At 64.8% G+C, this 22,532-nt stretch carries 26 protein-coding genes; 17 read left to right on the top strand and 9 right to left on the bottom strand.

From position 1 onward, the window contains the following. Positions 1-37: 37 nt before the first annotated feature. The 3 genes from B5X73_RS08755 to B5X73_RS08745 are packed head-to-tail and all read right to left on the bottom strand — an operon-like array spanning position 38 to position 3,206. On the bottom strand, positions 38-1,237 hold the full coding sequence (locus B5X73_RS08755; RefSeq protein ID WP_079521381.1) for an HlyD/EmrA/EmrK family protein: 1,200 nt from the start codon (positions 1,235-1,237) through the stop codon (positions 38-40). Further along, positions 1,234-2,694: an efflux transporter outer membrane subunit gene (locus tag B5X73_RS08750; protein WP_079521380.1), complete on the bottom strand. Its 1,461-nt coding sequence runs from the start codon at positions 2,692-2,694 to the stop codon at positions 1,234-1,236. Before B5X73_RS08750 ends, B5X73_RS08755 begins: the two co-directional genes overlap by 4 nt. Continuing rightward, entirely contained in the window at positions 2,691-3,206 is a 516-nt protein-coding gene (locus B5X73_RS08745; RefSeq protein WP_079521379.1) for a MarR family winged helix-turn-helix transcriptional regulator, read from the bottom strand. The genes B5X73_RS08750 and B5X73_RS08745 overlap by 4 nt, the downstream gene beginning before the upstream one ends. Before the next feature lie 245 nt (positions 3,207-3,451). Here B5X73_RS08745 and B5X73_RS08740 point away from each other — a divergent pair, with 245 nt between their 5' ends. Further along, entirely contained in the window at positions 3,452-4,330 is an 879-nt protein-coding gene (locus B5X73_RS08740; RefSeq protein WP_079521378.1) for a hypothetical protein, read from the top strand. On the opposite strand, the gene B5X73_RS08735 is transcribed toward B5X73_RS08740, so the two are convergent. After that, positions 4,327-5,118: a TatD family hydrolase gene (locus tag B5X73_RS08735; protein WP_079521377.1), complete on the bottom strand. Its 792-nt coding sequence runs from the start codon at positions 5,116-5,118 to the stop codon at positions 4,327-4,329. The genes B5X73_RS08740 and B5X73_RS08735 overlap by 4 nt on opposite strands. Before the next feature lie 143 nt (positions 5,119-5,261). Here B5X73_RS08735 and B5X73_RS08730 point away from each other — a divergent pair, with 143 nt between their 5' ends. Together B5X73_RS08730 and B5X73_RS21510 are read left to right on the top strand one after the other, a co-directional pair. Continuing rightward, a complete protein-coding gene (locus B5X73_RS08730; RefSeq protein ID WP_036113634.1) occupies positions 5,262-5,858 on the top strand; it encodes a glycine zipper 2TM domain-containing protein in 597 nt (198 codons plus the stop codon). A gap of 30 nt (positions 5,859-5,888) precedes the next feature. After that, positions 5,889-6,356 carry an outer membrane lipoprotein gene (locus B5X73_RS21510; RefSeq protein WP_043693693.1) on the top strand — a complete coding sequence of 156 codons (468 nt, stop codon included), beginning with the start codon at positions 5,889-5,891 and terminating at the stop codon, positions 6,354-6,356. A gap of 169 nt (positions 6,357-6,525) precedes the next feature. Here B5X73_RS21510 and B5X73_RS08720 read toward each other — a convergent pair whose 3' ends face one another. Then, positions 6,526-6,960 (bottom strand): cell wall hydrolase, encoded by a 435-nt coding sequence (locus B5X73_RS08720; RefSeq protein ID WP_036113631.1) that lies wholly within the window; start codon positions 6,958-6,960, stop codon positions 6,526-6,528. A gap of 493 nt (positions 6,961-7,453) precedes the next feature. Further along, the gene (locus tag B5X73_RS08715) at positions 7,454-8,248 is read right to left on the bottom strand and encodes a CAF17-like 4Fe-4S cluster assembly/insertion protein YgfZ (protein WP_139382712.1); all 795 of its coding nucleotides are present in this window, start codon (positions 8,246-8,248) and stop codon (positions 7,454-7,456) included. 114 nt (positions 8,249-8,362) lie between these two features. Between B5X73_RS08715 and B5X73_RS08710 the strand changes: the two genes are divergently transcribed. The 9 genes from B5X73_RS08710 (at position 8,363) to lolD (ending at position 14,774) form a co-directional block, all read left to right on the top strand. Next, complete coding sequence (locus B5X73_RS08710; RefSeq protein WP_079521375.1) at positions 8,363-8,530, top strand: DUF1674 domain-containing protein; 168 nt, start codon at positions 8,363-8,365, stop codon at positions 8,528-8,530. A 60-nt stretch (positions 8,531-8,590) separates the two neighbouring features. Next, positions 8,591-8,983, top strand: a complete 393-nt coding sequence (sdhC, locus tag B5X73_RS08705; protein ID WP_079521374.1) for a succinate dehydrogenase, cytochrome b556 subunit — start codon at positions 8,591-8,593, stop codon at positions 8,981-8,983. Continuing rightward, on the top strand, positions 8,980-9,366 hold the full coding sequence (gene sdhD / locus B5X73_RS08700; RefSeq protein WP_079521373.1) for a succinate dehydrogenase, hydrophobic membrane anchor protein: 387 nt from the start codon (positions 8,980-8,982) through the stop codon (positions 9,364-9,366). The genes sdhC and sdhD overlap by 4 nt, the downstream gene beginning before the upstream one ends. 3 nt (positions 9,367-9,369) lie before the next feature. After that, positions 9,370-11,154 carry a succinate dehydrogenase flavoprotein subunit gene (gene sdhA, locus B5X73_RS08695; RefSeq protein WP_079521372.1) on the top strand — a complete coding sequence of 595 codons (1,785 nt, stop codon included), beginning with the start codon at positions 9,370-9,372 and terminating at the stop codon, positions 11,152-11,154. Positions 11,155-11,175: 21 nt separating this feature from the next. After that, a complete protein-coding gene (locus B5X73_RS08690; protein ID WP_079521371.1) occupies positions 11,176-11,961 on the top strand; it encodes a succinate dehydrogenase iron-sulfur subunit in 786 nt (261 codons plus the stop codon). 111 nt (positions 11,962-12,072) lie between these two features. Next, the gene (locus B5X73_RS08685; RefSeq protein WP_079521370.1) at positions 12,073-12,321 is read left to right on the top strand and encodes an FAD assembly factor SdhE; all 249 of its coding nucleotides are present in this window, start codon (positions 12,073-12,075) and stop codon (positions 12,319-12,321) included. After that, a complete protein-coding gene (locus B5X73_RS08680) occupies positions 12,293-12,700 on the top strand; it encodes a hypothetical protein (protein WP_139382711.1) in 408 nt (135 codons plus the stop codon). Before B5X73_RS08685 ends, B5X73_RS08680 begins: the two co-directional genes overlap by 29 nt. A gap of 147 nt (positions 12,701-12,847) precedes the next feature. Then, the gene (locus B5X73_RS08675; RefSeq protein WP_043693705.1) at positions 12,848-14,089 is read left to right on the top strand and encodes a lipoprotein-releasing ABC transporter permease subunit; all 1,242 of its coding nucleotides are present in this window, start codon (positions 12,848-12,850) and stop codon (positions 14,087-14,089) included. After that, positions 14,082-14,774, top strand: a complete 693-nt coding sequence (gene lolD, locus B5X73_RS08670; RefSeq protein ID WP_036113617.1) for a lipoprotein-releasing ABC transporter ATP-binding protein LolD — start codon at positions 14,082-14,084, stop codon at positions 14,772-14,774. The genes B5X73_RS08675 and lolD overlap by 8 nt, the downstream gene beginning before the upstream one ends. 73 nt (positions 14,775-14,847) lie before the next feature. Here the strand turns inward: lolD and B5X73_RS08665 are convergent, their stop codons facing one another. Beyond that, positions 14,848-15,597, bottom strand: a complete 750-nt coding sequence (locus B5X73_RS08665; RefSeq protein WP_079521368.1) for an anti-sigma factor family protein — start codon at positions 15,595-15,597, stop codon at positions 14,848-14,850. Then, complete coding sequence (locus B5X73_RS08660) at positions 15,594-16,106, bottom strand: sigma-70 family RNA polymerase sigma factor (RefSeq protein WP_079521367.1); 513 nt, start codon at positions 16,104-16,106, stop codon at positions 15,594-15,596. The genes B5X73_RS08665 and B5X73_RS08660 overlap by 4 nt, the downstream gene beginning before the upstream one ends. 128 nt (positions 16,107-16,234) lie before the next feature. Here B5X73_RS08660 and B5X73_RS08655 point away from each other — a divergent pair, with 128 nt between their 5' ends. From B5X73_RS08655 to B5X73_RS08645, 3 genes are all read left to right on the top strand, one after another. Then, positions 16,235-17,311, top strand: a complete 1,077-nt coding sequence (locus B5X73_RS08655) for a catalase family peroxidase (RefSeq protein ID WP_079521366.1) — start codon at positions 16,235-16,237, stop codon at positions 17,309-17,311. Continuing rightward, positions 17,311-17,853, top strand: a complete 543-nt coding sequence (locus B5X73_RS08650; RefSeq protein WP_079521365.1) for a cytochrome b — start codon at positions 17,311-17,313, stop codon at positions 17,851-17,853. Before B5X73_RS08655 ends, B5X73_RS08650 begins: the two co-directional genes overlap by 1 nt. 110 nt (positions 17,854-17,963) lie before the next feature. Then, a complete protein-coding gene (locus B5X73_RS08645; RefSeq protein WP_079521364.1) occupies positions 17,964-19,007 on the top strand; it encodes an aminopeptidase in 1,044 nt (347 codons plus the stop codon). 61 nt (positions 19,008-19,068) lie between these two features. Here the strand turns inward: B5X73_RS08645 and B5X73_RS08640 are convergent, their stop codons facing one another. Further along, on the bottom strand, positions 19,069-20,154 hold the full coding sequence (locus B5X73_RS08640) for an alkene reductase (RefSeq protein WP_079521363.1): 1,086 nt from the start codon (positions 20,152-20,154) through the stop codon (positions 19,069-19,071). A 125-nt stretch (positions 20,155-20,279) separates the two neighbouring features. Here B5X73_RS08640 and B5X73_RS08635 point away from each other — a divergent pair, with 125 nt between their 5' ends. Beyond that, positions 20,280-21,551 (top strand): dicarboxylate/amino acid:cation symporter, encoded by a 1,272-nt coding sequence (locus tag B5X73_RS08635; protein WP_079521362.1) that lies wholly within the window; start codon positions 20,280-20,282, stop codon positions 21,549-21,551. A gap of 150 nt (positions 21,552-21,701) precedes the next feature. Then, positions 21,702-22,493, top strand: coding sequence for an aminopeptidase (locus tag B5X73_RS08630; RefSeq protein ID WP_254857262.1), 792 nt, complete (start codon positions 21,702-21,704; stop codon positions 22,491-22,493). Positions 22,494-22,532 lie beyond the last annotated feature (39 nt).

Here is a 22,532-nt window from a genome sequence, read left to right as displayed (position 1 = left end):
GGTGCGGGCGCGGCGTCCGGAATGGCGACGGCGTCGCTCAAGGCGCGCTGGCTCCGAGGTTCTTGCGCACGATCTCGTCAGCGGCGGCATCGGCCTTCGCGGCCACCTCGTCGTAGACGGTGGTCTGCGCGACCGGTGTCGTCGACGGAGCCCTGGCCAGGACGTCGCCATCGTCGTTGGAGATGTCGAGCGTCACGGCGGTGGACAGGCCGATACGCAGCGGGTGCTTGTCGAGGTCTTTCGCGTCCAGCGCGATGCGAACCGGGATGCGCTGCACCACCTTGATCCAGTTGCCGGTGGCGTTCTGCGCGGGCAGCAGCGAGAACGCGCTGCCGGTACCGGCGCCGAGACCGATCACGTGCCCATGGTATTCCACACCGCCACCGTAGATGTCGGCTTCGATCTTCGCCGGCTGGCCGATGCGCACATGGCGCAGCTGGCTCTCCTTGAAATTCGCCTCGACCCACAGGTCGTGCAGAGGAATCACCGTCATCAGCTGCTGGCCGGGCTGCACGCTGTTGCCCACCTGGACGCTGCGCTGCGCGACGTAGCCGTCGATGGGCGCGACGATCGCGTTGCGTTGCGAGGCGACCCAGGCCTGACGGAAGTTGGCGCGTGCCTGTTCGACCGCCGGATTGGATTCGACATCGCTGCCGTCGATCAGCGCGCGCGACGCATCGGCCTGACGCTGTGCGGATTCCAGTGCGGACTGCGCGGTGTCCACCGCGTCGCGGGCGTGCTGCACTTCTTCCGGTGCGACGGCTTTTTCGGCGAGCAACGGCAGACGACGCTTCAGGTCGTCCTGCGCACGCTTCAGATCGTTGCGGCGGGCACCGAGCGCGGCGTCCGCGCTGGCGGCCGACTGCGTCTGCTGGCGGACCTGACGAACCGCCTGCGCCAGGGCGCTGCTGGCTTTGCGCAAGGCCACATCGGCGTCGGTAGCGTCCAGGCGGACGAGCACCTGACCCGCGTTGACCCGCTGCGTGTCGTCGGCGAACACGCCGGTGACGATGCCGGGCACCTGCGCCGAGATACCCACCTGGTTACCGCCCACATAGGCGTCATCGGTGGTCTCGCGGGTCGAGAACACGAACAGCCACAGCAGGAACCACGTCGCCGCGGCCAGGAGGAAGACGATCAGGGCGATCAGCAGCGCACGGCCTCGCTTGCGCTTGTCCCTGGGCGCGTTGCCGCTTTCCACCGGGGCTCGCTGGGTATCGGTCGGGTTGGCGCTCATGGGCTCTGGGTTCCGTTCGTGCTGGGCGTGGAAGAGGTGTCGACGGGTTCGGCGCGATAGCCGCCCCCGAGGGATTTGATCAGGGCGACATCGGTGGACAAGGCCTGGCCCTGAAGGTCGGCGTCCATATCCAGCTGCTGCGCCAGCGAGGCTTCGGTGGCAAGCGACTCGCGGTCGTCACGCACGCCGCGTGCCGCCCGCGCCTTCGCGCTGGCGAGCAGGGTATTGGCGGCATCGATCTGCGCGGCTTGCTCGGTGCGTCGGGCGGCGATCTGCTGCGCACCGAGCGCCTGTGTGGCGACGTCGCGTGCGGCCGAGGCCACGGTGGCGTTGTACTGAGCGACGGCGGCGCCGAGCTGCGCCTGGCTGACGCCGTGGTTCGCCTCGAGCGTCCCGCCTTCGAAGATCGGCAGGTGCAGCGCGGGCGTCAGCGAGAACACGCGGCTGCTCGCGGAGAAGAGCTTGTCCATGTCGATGCTGGACAAGCCCGCCATGCCCGACAGGCTCACATCGGGGAAAAACTGGGCGCGTGCGGCGTCGGTCTGCCGTAACGCGGCTTCGACCTGCCAGCGGCTGGCCGCGATGTCCGGCCGGCGTGCCATCAGGTCGGTGCCGACGTTCGCCGGCAGGCCGGGGGCGACGGCGGGAAGCGCACGCGGCGTTAGCGCGGGCAGCTGTCCGGGCGAGACGCCGACCAGCGTGGCCAGCGAGGCGCGACGGATGTCCGCCGATCCCTGCAACGCCACACGCTGCTGGCGGGCACCGGACAGCTCGGCGCGTGCCTGCTGCACGGTATCGGGTACGTCCACGCCCTGTTTCACGCGGAGGTCGGCGATACGCAGCGCACGTTCGCGGACGGCGATGAGCCGGTCCGCGATGGCCACGCGCGACATGTCGGCGAGCCAGCCGAAGTAGGTGTCCGCGACGACCGCCTGGATCGCGAGGGACGAGGCCGAGCGCTCCGCTTCCGCCGCCCGCGCGCTGTCGATCGCGGACTCGAGGGTAAAGCGCTTCTTGCCCCACCAGTCGAAGTCGTAGCTGACCTGCACGCCGATGTCGGCCTGGTTGTACCAGGTGAAGCCGAGGAACTGCGCCGGAATCAGGCCGTGCTCGCTCATGCGCTGGCGTGCGACCTGCGCGCTGCCGTCCACGCGCAGGCCCGCCTGCGCCGCCGCCACACGAATGTTCTGCTGCGCGCTGTCGACGCGTGTCTTCGCCTGGGCGAGATCGGGCGCGCCGCGCAGGGCCATGTCCATCAGCATGTCGAGCTGTGGGTCGCCGTACGCACGCCACCATTCGGCGGCGGGCCAGCCCGGGCGCTGGTCGGTGACGAGGCCGGCCAGCGGTACGTCGTCGCGCAGGGCGGGGCGGTCGATCTTCGCGGGCACGTGGCAGGCCGCGAGCGACACGGCCAGCATGCCCGCCAGCAGCGTGGGGCGGAACGGTAAGGATTTCATGGGGTTTCCGCGGTATCCAGATGCAGGGCCAGTTTTTTCAGCAGCCCTTCGAAGGTCTTTCGTTCCGTAGCGCTGAAGCAGGCGAACTTCGACACCACGTCGGGGAACATCGGCGGGAGCAGCGTGCGCACGAACTGCCTGCCTTCCCTCGTGATCGTCAGCACGACCTGACGGCGGTCCTGCGTGGCGTGCGAGCGGGTGATCAGGCCGCGTTTGGCGAGCAGATTGGTGATGCGGGTCATGTTGGTCGGCTTCTGCTCGGCCAGCGCGCAGAGCTCGCTGGGCGTCGAACTGCCGTTCCGGGATGAATACAGCATCATCAGCGTGCGGAAATCGCTGTCGTTGAGGTCGAACGGCCTGAGCCTGGTCTCCACGTTGCGCTGCAGGGCTTCGCCCGTCAGCAAAAGCAGGCGGATGAGCAGCACCTCGCATTTCGGCAAGCCGTCGATGTTCTCGGCGACCCGGTCGACGCCCTCGTAGAGGGCATCGACGCATGGTTTCAGGGTGGACATTACGCTGGCTAATAGTTCGCTGGTGAACTATTAGCCTAGCAAGCAGTGGCTTCAGGCAACAAGTGCCTTCGTGCCCCGGACCGCCTTGGCGACTAAGCGCGCCCTATCAGCCACATCGGGCGCAGCTGCCGAATGCGGATGACGAAATAAATCGACATCATCGTCGGGCGGCTGTTCGTCGACTCCTGCGAAGCGCATAGTCACCGTGCATGAGGACCATGCAGCCATGGGAAAAGGAGAGCCATATGACGACGGACAAGCCATCGAACACGACCGACACTGCCAAAGCCCCGCAAGATCGCTGGACCATCGCTATGCCTTTCGGGCCGGGAGAGAACGCCAGCCCGAGGCGAGGGCGCGACCGGGCCCCGGAGCCCGTATCGGCGGCGGCGTCCTTCCCTGCCGGCGGTGACGGTTCCTCAAGGGTATCGAAGCTCAGGCCGGGCGGGCGCGATCCCATCCATGTCGATCCCGGTGCGTGGATTGCTGATCGCGGCGTGGTCGCCACCGACCCCGATGGTAGCCTGGTAGGCGGAGAACTCATCGCGTGGCAAATCGAGCCCGGCGACCCTCATGCGGAAGCGCAGCCACATTTCCTCATCGACGGTCGCCCGTCAAAATACGCCAGCACCTACACCGATTCCGGTGGTCGGGCGGTACCGCCGGTGCCGCTTATCGCATCGGGGTTGCCAGGTGATAACTTCACGGTCCGGGCATTCACGGTGAACGCGCCCATCGATCGCAAGGTCGAACACGAATTCTTCGTCCGTGTCGCGTCGAACGTGCCGACCACGCTCGAAGGAGAGTTTTATGGCACGCGTAAGCTGGCTGCGGGTATGACGCACGATCTCGCGGGAATCTTCGAGCTCAAGGATCAGGACGGGAAATATTACGATTTCGGATCGCTCGTCTTCGAAATTCTCGACCCATACAATGCGCCGGCGTTTTTCGGGTTCGCGCCTGGCTCGCTCGCCGGTGTCGCGCTGACCGGGACAAAGCTGAAGCTCGAGGGAAGGCCTCAGGTGCACGTGTGGCCGGCCACCGTCGAATCGCCCTTCATCATCCGGGTGAGTCGCTATGGGCTGCTTCCAAAGGATTTTCAGTTCTGGTCCGTTCCGCGCTAGCGAGCGTCGTCGACTCGTGCGCGCCCGAGCGAGAAGAGACGACCGGCGTTGCGTGTCGTGACCTCCGCGACCTCCTCGCGGCTGATGCCGCGCAGGACCGCCACGGTGTCCACGACATCGGTCATGAACGCCGGCTCGTTGCGTAGCCCGCGACGATGCATACAGGGCTGATCGGGCGCATCTGTTTCGAGCAGAAGCCACTCCGCCGGCATGGTCGCGACGACGCGTTGGATCCGGCGAGCCCGGTCGTAGGTGACCGGGCCGCCGATGCCGATGTGGAAGCCAAGGTCGAAGAGTTGCCGGGCTTGCTCCTCGCTTCCCGAGAAGCTGTGCACCACGCCACGCAATCCGCCGACCCGGCGAAGCGTATGAATGACTTCCTCGAACGCCCGGCGTGCATGCACGATCACCGGAAGGTCGTGCTCCTTCGCGATGCCCAGCTGGCGGATGAACACGTCGCGCTGCCGCGCCGGATCCAGTCCTTCGACGTACCAGTCCAGCCCGATCTCGCCCACGGCCACGGCGCCGTGGCCGTCGAGCCAGTCGGGCAGTTCGGCGAGGTGCTCGTCGCGGTGCCGGTCGATGAACAAGGGATGCAGTCCGTAGGCGGGAAAAACGCCCTCCCTCTCACCGACGAGTCGTTCGATCGTTTCCCAGTTGCCGCGATCGATCGCCGGCACGACCCAGCGGCGAACGCCCGCCGCGGCTGCGCGTTCGTACATCTCATGCCGGTCGCTGTCGAACGACGCGTCGTCCAGATGTGCGTGGGTGTCGACCAGATCGACCATGTAAGCGTGATGCCTGAATGAAGGTAGCGACAGTCTAAGGCCTCATTCAGTTTAACGAATGTCAAATGTGCTCCGAGGCGACTTCCGGGAGATGGGGCTCATGCGCCATCGAGGTCGCGGACCTTCGTTAGGAGAGTAGGGTTATGAGCAGTCTGAAGATTTCCGTCCTGAACATCGCGTTGGGTGCGGCGCTGGTATGCGGCCTGTCCGCGTGCAACCGCGACGCGAATGCCGATGTGTCCTACCGTGGCGACGGCGCCGCGGCTTCTGCTCCCGCGCCCGCACCGGCCGGCCCGAAGTACGGCCGCGTGGTCAGCGTCGATCCGGTCCGCGAGGCGGCCTCGTCGCCGCAGCGCGAGTGCCACGATGAGGTGGTGACGCGTCATGTGCCGGTCAGGGACCAGCATCAGATTGCCGGTACGGCCATCGGCGCGGTCGCTGGCGGTCTGCTCGGCAACCAGATCGGCGGTGGCAAGGGGCGCACGCTGGCGACGGTGGCCGGCGCGGTGGGTGGCGGCTATGCGGGCCACGAGATCCAGGAGCGTCGCCAGGAAACGAATACCACCACGAGCACGGTGCGCAAGTGCAGCACCGTGGCTGGCACGTCGGGTGACAAGATCGTCGCCTATGACGTTCGCTACGAATACAACGGCGTGACGCGTTCGGTGCGTATGGATCACGATCCGGGCGATCGCGTCGAGGTACAGGAAGGCGTGTCGGTCGTCTCCGACGCACGCTGATTCTCCAACGCGTTCCCAGAGGCTTCATCCATGTACAGCATTGTCCGCAAGTCCGGCCTCGTCGCCGCCGCCGTCGCCACGCTGTCGTTGACCGCGTGCTATGAGCAGCCACGTCGTGTGTATCGCGAGGATCGCGTCGTATATCAGGGCGCACCGCGTGGGTGCGAGCAGTGCGGCGTCGTGGACGACGTCGAGCAGGTCTATACACAGCGCGACTCGTCGCCGCTGGGTGCCGTCATCGGCGCGGTCGCCGGTGGTTTGCTGGGCAACACCATCGGCAAGGGTGACGGTCGTTCGGCCGCCACCGTCGGCGGCGCGGTGGTCGGCGGCGTGGTCGGTAATCAGGTCGGCAAGCGCAATGGTGCCGATCAGGTCGCCTTCCGCGTGAGCATCCGTCTGGACGACGGTCGCCGGGCTACGGTGACCCAGGTGGAAGATCCGCAGCTGCGTCGCGGCGATTACGTCGAGGTGCGCGGGGATCGCGTCTATCGGCGTTGATCGTTTAGACGTATGGACGGCTAAATAAAAAACCCGCTTCGGCGGGTTTTTTTATGATCGACGAGAAAATCGGGCGCAAAAAAAGACCCTCATCCGAGGGCCCCTTTTCCCGGGAAAGCACAAGCTGCCCGCTCTGCCTTCCTTTTCCCCGCACGTTGTGAGGCCGTTGTCAGTTCACGGCGTAGAACGCGTGGTCGCCGATCTTGCGAACGATACGGCTTGCGGACCAGTTCGGCGAAACGGCAGCCGTGGCGAAGTGGTCGGCCTGCGGAACATAAACGAGTCGTTCACTCTTTGGCAGGCTCCAGTTATTGAGGGAGTCGCCTGCCACCTTCCATGCCTTGGACCAGGAGACGAGATCCGTGATCTCGAAATCCTTCGGCGTGGTGGTGATCGCGAACTGATGTGGCGCCGAAACGACGTCGCACACCTTGTCGCCGCCCATGCCGCGGTCGCGGCGTCGAAGGGCGACTTCCGCCACGGCGTACTGGCCGATGGTGGGTTCGCTACGTGCTTCGAGGTATACCGTCGTCGCCAGGCACGTCTGGTCGGCGAGGTGGCTCGGGAGGACGGACGCCATCCAGAGCAGCGCGGAAAGTTTCATGTGTATCTGCCTCCAACGAGCTTTTCCGTCACTTGCGGCTTTCTTTCGGAAAGAGCCATGGGGGACGTATGAGCGGTAGACGGGCGGGCAGGCCGTTACTACCTGGACCAACCGACGACATCCGATGTTGTGTTTGGAGAAACACGGATGAGGCGGGCGTCACACACTGTGACTGTACTGGGCGACTGTCCGGAGTCGCCCGGTATGGGGGTGCACCGAAAGGGAGCGGCTCGCAAAGGCGGCGGCTCCGTCGGCTGACTACGCGCTACTCATGGGCTGCGCGTTGCTTCAATCTCCGGCTTTCGCCGGGTCGCGCCAGAACCGTCATCATCGACGGATCGTCGCGGGTGTAACCGTGGAGAAACACCACGACCACTTAAATTGGATCGGCGGAGCCTAGTGGCGCTGCACGAATTCTGCAAGTGCGTGAGCTGTGCGGTTCAGCTTTAGCTCACACATTGCGTGAGACACATTCTTGCGAACCTGCGAAAGATCACGCTTCGAATGTCGATAAGATGTGTAGGTGCTTGTCATCTATTTCAAGAGTCTCTGCCGATGCAACGCTGTCGTCGAGTACGACAAGCGATATAGGTGAAGGTTGCGATGCCGCATGCATCAGCACAATACCTATATCGCGGCCGTTAACGCGTAGCGTCTCGCCCTCGCGCAACGTGTCATCGCTTCGCACGACGTGCAGATGCTTTTTGTGACCGCCCAGAAAATGCAGTCGCGCAGCGATTTCCTGTCCAGGAAAGCATCCCTTGTCGAATGCGACGGCACCCAGTCGCTCCATCGACAAGGCGGGCGGAAGCAGTGCGTCGATCGCCTCGTCGGGAAGCCACGCATATCCTTTCCGTATGTGACGCGCGTACCAGGTGTCTCCACCTTGCATCGTATTTATACGTGTCGATGTATCGCCTTCACCGAAATACAAGGCGTCATCTTCTTCGCGTATGTCGCCATCGCCGATCGCGTCACTGTCGGATACATGCATTACATCGGATACCGCGATCTTCACCTTCGAACGAAACACGAAACGCCTGAGATCGGACGCCAGCATCTCCGCGTCGCCACCGCGCGGAACGACGACGAATCGCTCGTTGTCGGGGCGCGCGATCTGGAGCAGGGCACGAACCCGCCCCTTGGGGTCGAGCCAGCCGCTCCACTGCCAGCGACCCACCTCGAGAGAGAGCACGGCGCTGCCGAACTGGGCGTTGGCGAAAGCGGCCGCGTCGGGGCCGGTCAGGGTGATCGTGCGAGTGGTACGGCTCGGCATGGGGAGGCGCAAGTCGGGGCGGAGGCGTAGGATATACGGTCGGCCCAAGGCCAAACCAAGGTTCCGCCCGATCGTCAAGGTTGTGCTGATTTGCCACAGGTATTACCCTTTTGGGGCTTTATAACCATGTCCGACAATCCCTCCGAGTCCAAAGGCCCGAACGATTCCGCCCCGGCGAAGCCGCTCGTACCGCCAGTCGTCCCCACGAACGGCGAGCCAAAGGTCGATAAGGCGCCGCTGGACCCCACGCGTTATGGCGACTGGGAAAAGAACGGACGCTGTATCGACTTCTGAGTTCAGGAAGGCAAGGGTAGGTGCGTCGGGCATCAGCGATTCCAATCCAGGATAGCCGCCATGGCACAAACGGGACGACCGCTCTCACCGCATCTCCAGGTCTACAAATGGCAAGTGCAGATGGCTACCTCCATCCTGCATCGCGCCGCGGGGATCATCCTCGCCGTAGGTAGCCTGATCATTGTCTGGGGGCTGTGCGCCCTCGCCGCTGGCCCCGACGCCTTCTCGACGTTCTCGGCCTGCGCCGGCAGCCTCGTCGGCACGCTGGTCATGATCGGCTGGACCCTGGCCTTCTTCTATCACCTCGCCAACGGCATCCGTCACCTGGTGCAGGACACGGGGAAGGGCTACGCGATTGCGTCCTTCGTCCGCTCCAGCTGGCTGTCTATCATCGCCGCCATCGTGCTGACCGTGCTCGTCTGGGCGTATCTGCTGCTCGGAGGTCACGCATGAGCAAGGATCTGCGTAACCCGCTCGCCCGTGCCCGTGGCCTGGGCTCCGCGAAGGACGGTGTCGGACACTGGATGCAGCAGCGCACCACCGCGCTGGCGCTGGTGTTCCTGACGATCTGGTTCGTCCTCGTGGTGCTGAGCCTGGTCCACACCGACTACGCCACGGCCCGCGCCACTATCGCCAGGCCCTGGAACGCGGTCCTGCTCATCGCTCTCATCGTCACGATGTTCAGGCATGCCGTCCTCGGCCTGCAGGTCGTGATTGAAGATTACGTCCACACGCGCTGGCTCGAAGTCGCGTCGCTGGTGGCCATCAAGTTCATCGCCGTACTCGCCGCGCTCTCGGGCGTGCTGGCCGTGCTGCGCATCGCGCTCGGAAACTGATCGATGGAAGCCTATAAGGTTCAGCAACACAAATACGACGTGATCGTGGTCGGCGCCGGTGGCGCAGGCCTTCGCGCCACCTTCGGTCTGGCCGAGAAGGGCCTCAAGGCCGCGTGCATCACCAAGGTCTTCCCGACCCGTTCGCACACCGTGGCGGCGCAGGGCGGCATTTCCGCCGCGCTCGGCAACATGGGTGAAGACGACTGGCGTTTCCACTTCTACGACACGATCAAGGGCTCCGACTGGCTCGGCGATCAGGATGCCATCGAGTACATGTGTCGTGAGGCCATCCCGGCCATCATCGAGCTCGAACACTATGGCGTGCCGTTCTCGCGTACCGAGGAAGGCAAGATCTACCAGCGTCCGTTCGGCGGCATGACCACGCACTACGGTCAGGGCACCGCGCAGCGCACCTGCGCCGCGGCCGACCGTACCGGTCACGCCATCCTGCACACGCTTTACCAGCAGGCCCTGGCGCACGACGCCACGTTCTTCATCGAATACTTCGCTATCGACCTGGTGTTCGAGGATGGCAAGTGCGTGGGCGTACTTGCCCTCGACATGAACGAAGGCACCCTGCACCTGTTCCGTGGCCATGCCGTGGTCATGGCCACGGGCGGCTACGGTCGCGCGTACTTCAGCGCCACCTCCGCGCATACCTGCACGGGCGATGGCGGCGGCATGGTGCTGCGCGCCGGTCTGCCGCTGCAGGATATGGAGTTCGTGCAGTTCCACCCGACGGGCATTTACGGTGCCGGCTGCCTGATCACCGAGGGTGTCCGCGGCGAAGGTGGTTACCTCACCAACTCCGAGGGCGAGCGCTTCATGGAGCGCTACGCGCCCAACGCGAAGGACCTCGCTTCGCGCGACGTCGTCAGCCGCGCCATGACCATCGAGATCCGCGAAGGCCGCGGCGTGGGCCCGAACAAGGACCACATCCATCTCAACCTGATGCACCTCGGTCCCGAGGTCATCAACGAGCGCCTGCCGGGTATCGCCGAGTCCGCGCGTATTTTCGCCGGCGTCGACGTCACCAAGGAGCCGATTCCGGTGCTCCCGACTGTCCACTACAACATGGGCGGCATTCCGACCAACTATCACGGCGAAGTCGTGACCAAGCGCGACGACGATCCGGATTCGATCGTCCCGGGTCTGTTCGCGATCGGCGAAGCGGCCTGTGTGTCGGTGCATGGCGCCAACCGTCTGGGTTCCAACTCGCTGCTCGATCTGGTGGTGTTCGGTCGCGCCGTGGCGCATCGCTGCGCCGAGCTCATCAAGACGGGCACGCCGCACAAGGATCTCCCGGCCAACGCGCTGGACAAGATCCTCGGTCGCTTCGACGCGCTGCGTAACGCGGACGGCACGCTGCCGACCGCCGCGATCCGCGCCGAGATGCAGAAGACCATGCAGTCCGACGCCGCCGTGTTCCGCACGGGCGAGACGCTGAAGGAAGGCAAGGCCAAGATCTCCGAGGTCTTCACCTCGTTCGAGCAGGTCAAGGTCAGCGACCGCTCGCTGGTCTGGAACTCCGACCTGATCGAAACGCTGGAGCTCTCCAACCTGCTCGCGCAGGCGGTGGCTACCATGCATTCGGCCGAACAGCGTCCGGAAAGCCGCGGCGCGCACGCCCGCGAGGATTTCCCGGATCGTGACGACCATGACTGGCAGAAGCACACCCTGGTGTGGATCGACGAGGCCGGCAAGTCCAGCTTCGACTTCCGTCCGGTGCACATGTACACCCTGACGGACGACGTCGAAGTCGTGCCGCCGAAAAAGCGCGTTTACTGATACCGGACCGGAGAGGCAATCGTGGCAGAGTTCACGCTACCCAAGAATTCCAAGATTACGGCCGGCAAGCATTTCCCGGCGAAGGGCGCGAAGAACACGCGTACCTTCAAGATTTATCGCTGGACGCCGGACGACGGCCAGAACCCGCGCACCGACACGTACGAGGTCGATATCGACACGTGCGGTCCGATGGTTCTCGACGCCCTGCTCAAGATCAAGAACGAGATCGACTCGACCTTGTCGCTGCGTCGTTCGTGCCGTGAAGGCATCTGCGGTTCGTGCGCCATGAATATCGACGGCACCAACACGCTGGCGTGTACGCGCGCCATCGAGGAGTGCGGCGGCGGTACGGTCAACATCTATCCGCTGCCGCACATGCCGGTGGTGAAGGATCTGGTGCCCGATCTCACGCACTTCTACGCCCAGTTCGCGTCGATCAAGCCGTGGATGCGTACGCAGAGCCCGGCGCCGGCCGACAAGGAGCGCCTGCAGTCGCCGGAAGACCGCAAGAAGCTCGACGGTCTGTACGAGTGCATTCTCTGCGCCTGCTGCTCGACCTCGTGCCCGAGCTACTGGTGGAACGGCGACCGTTACCTCGGTCCCGCCATTCTGCTCCAGGCTTACCGCTGGATCGTCGACAGCCGTGACGAAGACACCGGTAACCGTCTCGACGACCTCGAAGATCCGTTCAAGCTCTACCGTTGCCACACGATCATGAACTGCGCGCGCACCTGCCCGAAGGGTCTCAACCCGGCCAAGGCGATCGCGGAGATCAAGAAGCTGATCGTGCAAAGGCGGTCGGCCTAAAAGGCACCTGTAGGAGCGCGCCCCGCGCGCGATGGGTTTGCGATATCCCCCGAGGAAATCGCCAGATCCATCGCGCGCGGGGCGCGCTCCTACACGAAGCCGTTGCCCGCTATGGAAGACGCCCGCCTCAAACGCCTCCGCTGGCGTACCCGACGTGGTACCCGCGAACTCGATCGCCTGTTCGGGTGGTGGCTGGAAGTGCGTTTCGCTGACGCCGATGAAGCGGGGAAGACGGCATTCGATGCGCTTCTGGACGTGCAGGATCCCGATCTCTGGGATTGGGTGATGGGCCATGCCCGCGCCCCTCGCGACGACTGGCAGGCGATCATCGATGACATCCGCGCAAGGCATGAGCTTTGACATAAAGCCCTCGACCACGCTGACCGCATGGCTTGTCCTGGTGGTCGGTCTGGCCACTCTCGCACCGTTATTCACCTCGCTGCCGTTGTTCGCCCGCTGGTCGTCGATGACGGTTATCGGCGTATTCGGCATGCGTCGGGTCCACCGGTATCGGCACCCGCGGCTACGTCGGTTGCATTGGGCGGTCGATGGCGTCTGGAGCGTGACGGATCGCCGCGGGTTCGCCATGCCGGCGGAACTGTTGCACGTCCGCCGGGTCGGATTGGCGATGTTTCTCCGGTTTCGCTGGCGCGGCGGGGCAGGGCATGTGTTACTGATGCCAGACAGCACGTCGACGGAACACCTCCGTCTTTTGCGCGGCCGTTTGAAACCGGCGTGAGGGCCCGTAAGCGTATCCCGGCGAAAGCTGAAGGATATCTGCCCGGTCTACTGTTCCAGCTTGCCCCGACGGGCCGCATCGGGCACTCTGCCGCGCGGTGGCTGCCTTTCGCGTTGGCCCCCTCATTCAAGGCTGCGATCGACAGGTATGTTCAGACCCCTCGAACTTTTCATCGGACTGCGCTACACGCGCGCCAAGCGTCGCAACCAGTTCATTTCGTTCATTTCCACGGTGTCGATCGTCTGCATCGCCATCAGTGTGACCGCGCTCATCACGGTCATGTCGGTGATGAACGGCTTCGATAACGAATTGCGTAACCGCATCCTGGGTGCCGTTTCGCATATCACCGTGTCCGGTATCGACGACACGGTGCAGAACTGGCAGACGGCGGTGAAGACCGCCGAAGCCACGAAGCACGTGAAGGGCGCCGCGCCCTATGTCGAAATCCAGGCGTTTCTGCAGGCCCGCCGGCCCAGCGGCGCCCTGATCCGCGGCATCGTGCCGTCGCTGGAGCCGAAGGTCTCCGACATCGATACGCATATGGTCGAAGGCAAGATGACCGACCTGACCGATCGCAGCTGGAAGATCGCCCTGGGGCGCGAACTGGCCATGACGCTCGGTGTGCAGGTGGGCGACAAGGTGACGGTCGTGGTGCCTCAGTTCACGGCGACGCCCATGGGTGCCGTGCCCAAGTTGCGCAGTTTCACGGTCAGCGGCATCTTCGAGCTGGGCATGCAGGAATACGATGCCAACCTCGCCCTGATTTCCATGGAAGACGCCCAGCGTCTCAACGGCCTCAATGGTCCGACCGGTATCCGCCTCAAGCTGGACGACCTGCGTGCCGCCTGGCCGGTGGCGCAGGACCTGGTCAACAAACTCGGCCAGACGTACCGCGTCGAAACCTGGATGGATACCCACGCCAACTTCTTCCGCGCGATCGACATGGAGAAGACGGTGATGTTCGTGATCCTCTCGCTGATCATCCTGGTCGCGGTGATCAACCTCATTTCCATGCTGATGATGCTGGTAACGGACAAGCAGGCGGACATCGCCATCCTGCGCACGCTCGGCTCGACGCCGCGCAGCATCATGGGCATGTTCATGGTGCAGGGCCTGCTGGTCGGCATCGTCGGCATCGGCGCGGGCGTCGCGCTCGGCGCGCTGCTGTCGTACAACCTGCCGGCCATCGTGAAGTGGATCGAGCACGTCACGGGGCAGAATTTTCTCTCGCCCGACGTGTACTACATCAGCGAGCTGCCCAGTCAGCTGCTCTGGTCCGACGTGGGCTGGGTGGTGCTGGTGACCTTCGCTTTCTCGCTGCTGGCCACGCTTTATCCGGCGTGGCGTGCGTCGCGCACGCAGCCCGCCCAGGCGCTCCGTTATGAATAAGCCCAACGACGATATCGTCCTGCGCGCCACGGGCGTCGCCAAGGTCTATGAAGAGGGCGACCTGCGTACGGGCGTCCTGTCCAACGTCAATTTCGCCCTGCGTCGCGGCGAGACGATGTCCATCGTCGGCGCATCGGGCTCGGGCAAGTCGACCCTGCTTCACATCATCGGTGGGCTCGATACGCTCACGGCCGGCAAGGTCGAGGTGAACGGTCGCGTGCTGTCCGAACTGTCGGACGCCGAGCGCGGTCGTGAGCGCAATCGCTCACTGGGCTTCATCTACCAGTTCCATCATCTGCTGCCGGAGTTCACGGCGCTGGAAAACGTGTGCATGCCGCTGCTGATTCGCGGCGTGTCGATTGCGCAGGCGCAGAAGGAAGCGACCGCGTTGCTCGAGCGCGTGGGGCTGTCGTCGCGGCTGCGGCATCGTCCGGCGGAGATGTCCGGCGGTGAGCGTCAGCGCTGCGCGGTGGCGCGTGCGCTGGTGACGCGTCCGGCGTGCGTGCTGGGCGATGAGCCGACCGGCAACCTGGACGAAGCCAATGCGGCTCACGTCTACGAGTTGATGCTCGAGCTCAACCGGGAGATCGGGACCAGCTTCGTGCTGGTGACGCATGACACGCGGCTGGCGGGGCGGATGGATCGGACCCTTGAGCTGCACAACGGGGAATTGCAGGAGCGCTGAGGTCCGTCGTCGTCCTGTCGGGCGGATCGCCGGGAGGGTTGGCGCCGACCGGGCGCGGGTGCCGGATCGCTCGTCAGATCGTTCTGGCCGTCATGCGCTGAGCGGCGGCTCGGCCGGCTTCATCGGCCATGGCAACCACGGCGTAGTTATGGTCGCCTTGTGACCAGTAGTCGGCCAGCAGGCCGCTGTCTTCACGGGTGCCTCGCGGCAACAGGTGCCGGGCGACCCCCGGGGGCCTGACGTAGAAACTCACCGTGTGGCCGCTGCCGTCGTCATAGAGGACCATGGCCGCCGGACCCTGGTCGGTCGCGAACAGGCGGCCGCCGATCGGACGGAAGCCGGCATCGGCGAGGTCGGGCAGGCGGACGCTGGAGCCGACGCGGCCGGCCAGCCAGGAGCGCAGGTCGCCCTCGTTGGCCGTCGTGATGTCCATGCCCACACCGTGATCCAGCGCCAGCAGGCGATAGGCCTGCATCGCATCGGCCATGGGCTTCATGGCGCCCGGACCCATGCCGCGCGCGGCCCAGCCGGCCATGCCGCCCACGGCGAGACAGAACAGAAGGCTGGCCGCCATGGCCAGACGAACGATGCGACGGCGCCCGGCGCGCGCTCTGACCAGGGCGGGATCGAAGGCCGGGGCAGGGGCGAGATCGCCCGCCAGCAGGGTCCGCAGCTGCTGGGCGTCCTGCCGCCAGCCCTGTACTTCGTCAGCGCGCTCGGGATGACGGGCGAGATACCGTTCCACCTCGCTACGGTGCGGCGAGTCCAGGTGACCGTCGACGTAGGCGTGGATGTCGTGTTCGCTGGGGGGCGTGTGGGTCATTTCAGCAGTCGCAGGGCAGGTGTTTCGGGGACGCCCTCGCCCAGCCGGCGCAGCGCGCGGCGGGCCCGGGACAGTCGGGACATGACGGTGCCGATCGGCACTTCGAGGATGTCGGCTACCTCCTGGTAGCTCATGCCTTCGACGGTGATCCAGATCAGCAGGCTCCGTTGCTCGACCGGCAGCGAGGCGAACGCGCCCAGGGTCGAGTGCGCCACGGCGACCCGCTCGGCCGACGGCCAGGTCGGTTCTTCCCGGCCCAGCATGCTCAGCAGGCGGGCGTAACGGCCGGACCGTCGCTTCCCGTCGAGGAACAGCCGGTACAAGATCGAGAACAGCCATGCCCGCAGACTCTCGTCGTCGCGTCGCGCATGCCATTTCGACAGCGCGCGCTCGATCGTGGACTGGACCAGATCGTCGGCCGCGTGTTCGTCGCGGGCAAGCCACAGCGCGAAGCGCCGCAGGCGCGGCAGCATCGAGCGTAGTGCTTCGTCGATCTTGGGGTCGGACATGCCGGACCTCGGGCGGGGTGTCAGGCGTTAGACGCCCGGTTCGAAGAAATATTCCCCTGACCGGGAATAAAAGTCGTGGACGTACGTCCCACCTTGAGCACGACCACCCTGGAATTGGAGAGATACGCATGCAAGACACCGAGAATCGGCGCCCTCCGGCGCACGTCGGTTGGCGCTGGGCCCTGATCGGACTGGCGGTCGCCGGCTCCGCCGTCGCTTTTGGTTACGTCGGTGGCTGGCTGGCACCGGAGCGCCTGTCGCCGAAGAAGATCGTCGATTCCCTGGAGGCCAATGGCGGCGCGCACCCCGGATACCGTCGCAACCATGCCAAGGGCATATGCGTCGGCGGCTATTTCGAAGGCAGCGGCGCGCTGCAGAGTTTTTCCCGTTCGGCCGTCTTCGCGAAGGAAAGGACACCGGTCGTCGGCCGGCTGGCCATTCCCGGCGGAAATCCCTATGCGGCGGACAGCTCGATTCCCATCCGCAGCTTCGCGCTGCGCTTCGATCTGGCCGATGGCGAGCAGTGGCGCACCGGCATGAACGCGATGCCGGTCTTCCCGGTGTCGACCCCGCAGGCGTTCTACGACCTTCAGGTCGCCACCCATCCCGATCCGAAGACCGGCAAACCGGATCCGGCGAAGGCCGGTGCGTTCTTCGGCGCGCATCCGGAGACGGGTGCCTTTCTCGGCTGGGCGAAGACGGCGAAGCCGCCGGCCAGCTACGCCACGGAGACCTACCAGAGCATCAACGCGTTCTACCTGCGCGACCCTGCGGGTGAGCGCCGTGCGGTGCGCTGGAAGATGGTGCCCGAGACGCCGGAGACCGGCGACGGCTCGCCAGCGGCCGGCGACACCGACTACCTTGCCGCCGATCTTTCGAAGCGGCTTGCGGCAGGTCCCCTTCGCTGGCATCTGATCATGACGTTCGCCGGCGACGGCGATCCCATCGACGACGCCGCGAAAGCCTGGCCGGATGACCGCAAATCGGTGGACGCGGGCACGCTGGTGATCGACAGCTGGCAGGATCAGGCGACCGGTCCGTGCCGCGACGTGAATTACGATCCCACGATCCTGCCGAAGGGCATCGAAACATCGAACGATCCGCTGCTGGCGGCACGTTCCGCGGCGTACGCCGATTCGTACCTGCGTCGAACCAGCGAAGAGGGCCATCTCCCCGGTGCCGCCCGTCCCAAGGAGGCCAAGTGATGAGCCGCGATCAGACGTTCCACCCCTTCGCACGCGCCTTGCACTGGCTGATGTCGATCATGGTGCTGTCGATGCTTTTCATCGGCGCGGGCATGGTCAGTACCGTGGCCGAAAAGCACGACTGGCTGCTGACGATCCACCGTCCGCTGGGCATCGTGATCTTCGTGCTGGCACTGATCCGGCTTGCCTTCCGCCTGACGCATCCCGCCCCGCCGCTGCCGGCGGATCTGCCTCTGTGGCAGAAGCTGGCCGCACATGGCTCGCACGTGCTGCTCTACGCCCTCATGATCGCGATGCCGTTGATCGGCTGGGGCATGCTTTCGGCGGGTAACTATCCGGTGACGATGTTCGCTGGCGTGCATCTGCCGAAGATCCTGCCGACCGATCCCGCGTTGTTCGCGTGGTTGCGCGAGTCGCACCGGTATCTGGCCTGGTTGTTCTTCCTGACCTTCGTTGCGCACATGGGTGCGGCGTTGATGCATGGCCTGATTCGTCGCGATGGCGTGCTGCAGAGCATGACCGGGGGCAAGGCCCCCCGCTGACGCGGCCGCGCCCGGCCTGGGTAGGAGCGAGCTCTGCTCGCGATGGGGGCTCGCCGCGACGTTGGTCGCGAGCGGGGCTCGCTCCTACATCGTTTACGGCAGAATGGGGTATGCGCCTATCCCACATCGTCGTTGTCCTGCTCACCACACTCACCGGCTGCCGCTCGCTTGGTTACTACGCGCATGTCGCGCACGGTCAGGCGTCGCTGCTCGCCGGGCGACGGCCGATCGCGAACGTGCTGCGCGATCCCAAAACACCGGAGAAAACACGCCACCGCCTGGAACTCGCCAGCGAGGCCCGGCGGTTCGCCTCGGCGAACCTCGGCTTGCCCGACAATCGCAGCTACACCTATTTCGTCCAGCTCGATCGTCCGTGGGTGGCCTGGAACGTCTTCGCCGCACCGGAACTGTCCGTTGCGCCTGTCACGCATTGTTTTCCGATTGCAGGCTGCGTCGCGTACCGGGGGTACTTCCGCAAGGACCTCGCGGACCGGGAGGCGGCCCGGCTGAAGGCGGCGGGGGACGACGTGGCGCTGGGTGAGGTCCCCGCGTATTCCACACTGGGCTGGTTCGCCGATCCGATCATCAGCAGCATGCTTTACTGGGATGACGATACCCTCGCGGGTACGATCTTCCATGAGCTGGCTCATCAGCAGTTCTACGTGAAAGACGATTCGTCGTTCAACGAATCGTATGCGAGCTTCGTCGAGGAGGAAGGTGTGCGTGAGTGGCGCACCGCCCGGGGGCTACCGCCGCCGGGCGAGAAGGATGGCGAGCTCGACGGCTCTTTTACGGCCCGTGTTCTTGCGCTGCGCGACCGGCTCGGCTCGATCTATGCGACGCAGGACAGCGACGAGACGAAGCGTGTCGCCAAGGCGGAAGCTTTCGAGATGTTTCGTGGTGACTATGTCGAGTGGCGGGCGACGGTCGCCGGTGGCGATCGCCGGTATGACCGATGGATGGCGAGGCCGCTCAATAATGCCGCGCTGTTGCCGTTTGGGCTTTATGACACGTGGAAACCATCGTTCGCCGCGCTGTTTGAACGATGCGGGCGAAGGTGGCCGGTCTTCTTTGCGAGGGTGAAGGAGCTTGGGAAGAAGGCGCCGGCTGACCGGACGCGTGAACTCGAGACGTTGAAGTCGTCAGCACGCTGACGCCAGCAGGGTTCGCTTCCGACGACGGAGCCAACCCTGCTCGCGATGGACCGGCGGCGACTTACCTGGCAAACGCCGGATAATCCGTATAACCCTCCGCACCGCCCCCATAGAGCGTCTTCGGGTTCGGCTTAGCCAGCGGGTACCCTTCACGCAGCCGGTCGACCAGGTCCGGGTTGGCGATAAACGGACGTCCGAACGCCACCAGGTCGGCGTGCCCGCTGCGCACCGCATCGACGGCCATGGCACGGTCGTAACCGTTGTTGACCATCCAGGTCCCGCCGTGCCGCACCCGGAAGGCGTCGTAGTCGAACGGAAGGACGTCGCGAGGGCCGCCCGTGGCGCCTTCGATCACATGGGTGTAAGCCAGATTCCGTGCTTTCAGGTCGTCGATCACCGCATTGAACAGCTTCGTCGGCTCGGAATCGGCGATGTCGTTCGCCGGCGTCGTCGGCGAGATGCGGATGCCCGTACGGCCGCTGCCTGCCACACCGATGACGGCGTCCAGTACGGCGCGAAGGAAACGTAGCCGGTTGGGGATACTGCCGCCCCAGGCATCGTCGCGACGATTGGTCTTGTCGCGCAGAAACTGGTCGATCAGGTAACCATTGGCGGCGTGCACTTCGACGCCGTCGAACCCGGCGTCGAGAGCGAGTTCGGTGGCGCGGCGGTAGTCATTGACGATCAGGGGAATCTCACCGGCCGTGAGCGCTCGTGGCGCGGAGACCGGTTCCATCCCGTGGGCCGTGAAGGTCTTGCCATCGGCGCGAATCGCTGACGGTGCGACAGGTGCTTTACCGCCGGGTTGAAGGCTGGTGTGTGAAATGCGGCCGACGTGCCACAGCTGGAGAACGATTTTCCCTCCGCGGGCGTGCACGGCGTCGGTAACGCGTTTCCAGCCGCGGACCTGGGCGCTGTTGTAGATACCCGGCGTATCGAGATAGCCCTGACCCTGCGGTGAAATCTGCGTCGCCTCGGATACGATGAGCCCGGCGGTGCTGCGCTGGGCGTAATATTCGACCGCGAGTGCACGCGGCACGCGATCCGGACCCGATCGGTCGCGGGTCAACGGCGCCATGACGATGCGGTTGGCGAGTTCGATGTCGCCAGCACGAAAGGGCTGGAAAAGCACGTTCTGGTCGGTCATGTATGCTCCTTCGAGGTATATCAACCCCTCAGCGTTCGCGAGAGGAAACACAGCGTTCGGGATTGGCCGTCCAGACGGCTACTCCGCGTTGTATCGTGATTCATTGCCCTTGCCTGGCACGTCTCATGTCCTTGTTCACATCGTGGTTCCGCGTCCGCTTCTGGAAGCGGGTAGCGGCGGGTTTCGTCCTCGGCGCGCTGGCCGGCTGGGCCATCGGGCCCGACGCCGCGACATGGTTCGGCCCGCTTGGCACGCTCTATGTCACGCTGATCAAGATGATCGCCGTGCCTCTGGTGTTCTTCGCCGTACTACACAGCGTGTCGAGCCTGCACGGCGTGAAGGATGTCGCTGCCCTGGGTGGACGCACGTTCGCGTGGTTCGCCGCGACGGCGAGTCTGGCGGTGTTCGTTGGATTACTCGTTGCGCATGTCCTGCAGCCGGGACTCGGTGTCGAAGGTCTGACGACGCCGACCGGCTGGCATCCGAAGGACGTGCCCGAGCCGGTGAAGGTGCTGCTCGACATCGTGCCCGCGAACCCGTTCAGGGCCCTGAGCGAAGGGAAAATTCTGCAGGTCATCTTCTTCGCCGGCCTGCTTGGCCTTGCGCTCGTGAAGGTCGGCGAGAAGTCGGCCGGGCTGCGTGCACTGGCGGGCGAAGCGAATGACGGCATGATCCAGGTCACGCGCTTCGTGCTCGAGGTGACGCCGATCGGCACCTTCGGTCTCATCGCCGCGTTGGTGGGCAGTTACGGCTTCGAGAAGCTGCTGCCCCTGGCGACCTTCGTCGGCGCGCTGTATCTCGCCTGCGCGCTGCAGATCGTCTTCGTCTACGGTGGCCTGTTGCTGACGCACGGACTCAATCCGGTGAGATTTTTCCGTGCCGCCTTCCCGGCGATGCAGGTGGCCTTCACCTCGTCGTCGAGCTTCGCCGCCATGCCCATCGCGCTGCGTAGCGTCGTGCGCAACATGGGCGTAAAGGAGGAATACGCTGCATTCGCGGTGCCGCTGGGCGCGAGCATCAAGATGGATGGGTGCGGAGCGATCTACCCGGCGATCTCGGCGGTCTTCATCGCGCAGTATTTCCATCTCGACCTGCAGCCCGCGCAGTACGTGGTGATCCTGCTGGCCTCGGTGCTGGGCTCATTCGGCACGGCGGGGGTGCCAGGTACGGCGACGGTCATGGTGACGCTGGTGCTGAGTTCGGCCGGCTTGCCACTGGAGGGTATCGGCTACCTGGTCGCCATCGATCGCATTCTGGACATGATGCGTACGATGACCAACGTGACCGGGCAGATGGTGGTGCCGGTGCTCGTGGCCCGGGAGCGCGGGATTCTCGATCTCGAGGTTTATCACCGGGCGTCGAGCGAGTTGATCGTGGAGGGTAAGCCGGCGGCGTGACGCCGTCGCTCAGGGCGCGGCCTTTCTCCCCGCCATATGCTTCAGATACGCCACCAGATCGTCCAGGTCGGCATCCGAGAGCGTATCGCGGTCGAACCCCGGCATCTTCGCCTGCGGCCAGTCCGGCGGTTCGCCTCGGCGAACCTCGGCTTGCCCGACAATCGCAGCTACACCTATTTCGTCCAGCTCGATCGTCCGTGGGTGGCCTGGAACGTCTTTGCCACACCGGAACTGTCCATTGCGCCTGTCACGCATTGTTTCCCGGTTGCAGGCTGCGTCGCGTACCGGGGGTACTTCCGCAGGGATCTCGCGGACCGGGAGGCGGCCCGGCTGAAGACGGCGGGGGACGACGTGGCGCTGGGTGAGGTCCCCGCGTATTCCACACTGGGCTGGTTCGCCGATCCGATCATCAGCAGCATGCTTTACTGGGATGACGATACCCTCGCGGGTACGATCTTCCATGAGCTGGCTCATCAGAAGTTCTACGTGAAGGACGATTCGTCGTTCAACGAATCGTATGCGAGCTTCGTGGAAGAGGAGGGCGTGCGTGAGTGGCGTGTTGCGCGTGGGCTGCCACCAGCGGATTCGGTGGGCGACCAACTTGAACGCTCATTCACCGGCCGCGTCCTGGCGTTACGCGATCGGTTGGGCGGCATCTACGGTGGCGAGGGTTCGGACGATGCCAAGCGCGTGGCTAAGGCCGAGGCCTTCGAAGCATTTCGTGGCGATTACCTTCAGTGGCGCCACACAGTGGCTCGCGGTGATCGACGGTATGACCGGTGGATGGCGAGACCGCTTAACAACGCGGCCGTGCTTCCGTTCGGGATCTATGATGTGTGGAAGCCTTCTTTTGCGGCGCTATTCGAGCAGAGCGTAACTGGGAAGTGTTTTTTCTCGGGTGGCTGTTCTAGGAAACAAGGCAGCGCTGGAGCGATTTCGTGAGCTCAACGCCCTTAAATCCTGATCAGCTCAGGGCGACCT

Source organism: Luteibacter sp. 22Crub2.1 (genome assembly GCF_900167995.1).
Classification (GTDB): Bacteria; Pseudomonadota; Gammaproteobacteria; order Xanthomonadales; family Rhodanobacteraceae; genus Luteibacter; species Luteibacter mycovicinus.
This window is presented reverse-complemented; position numbering and strand designations above follow the sequence as displayed.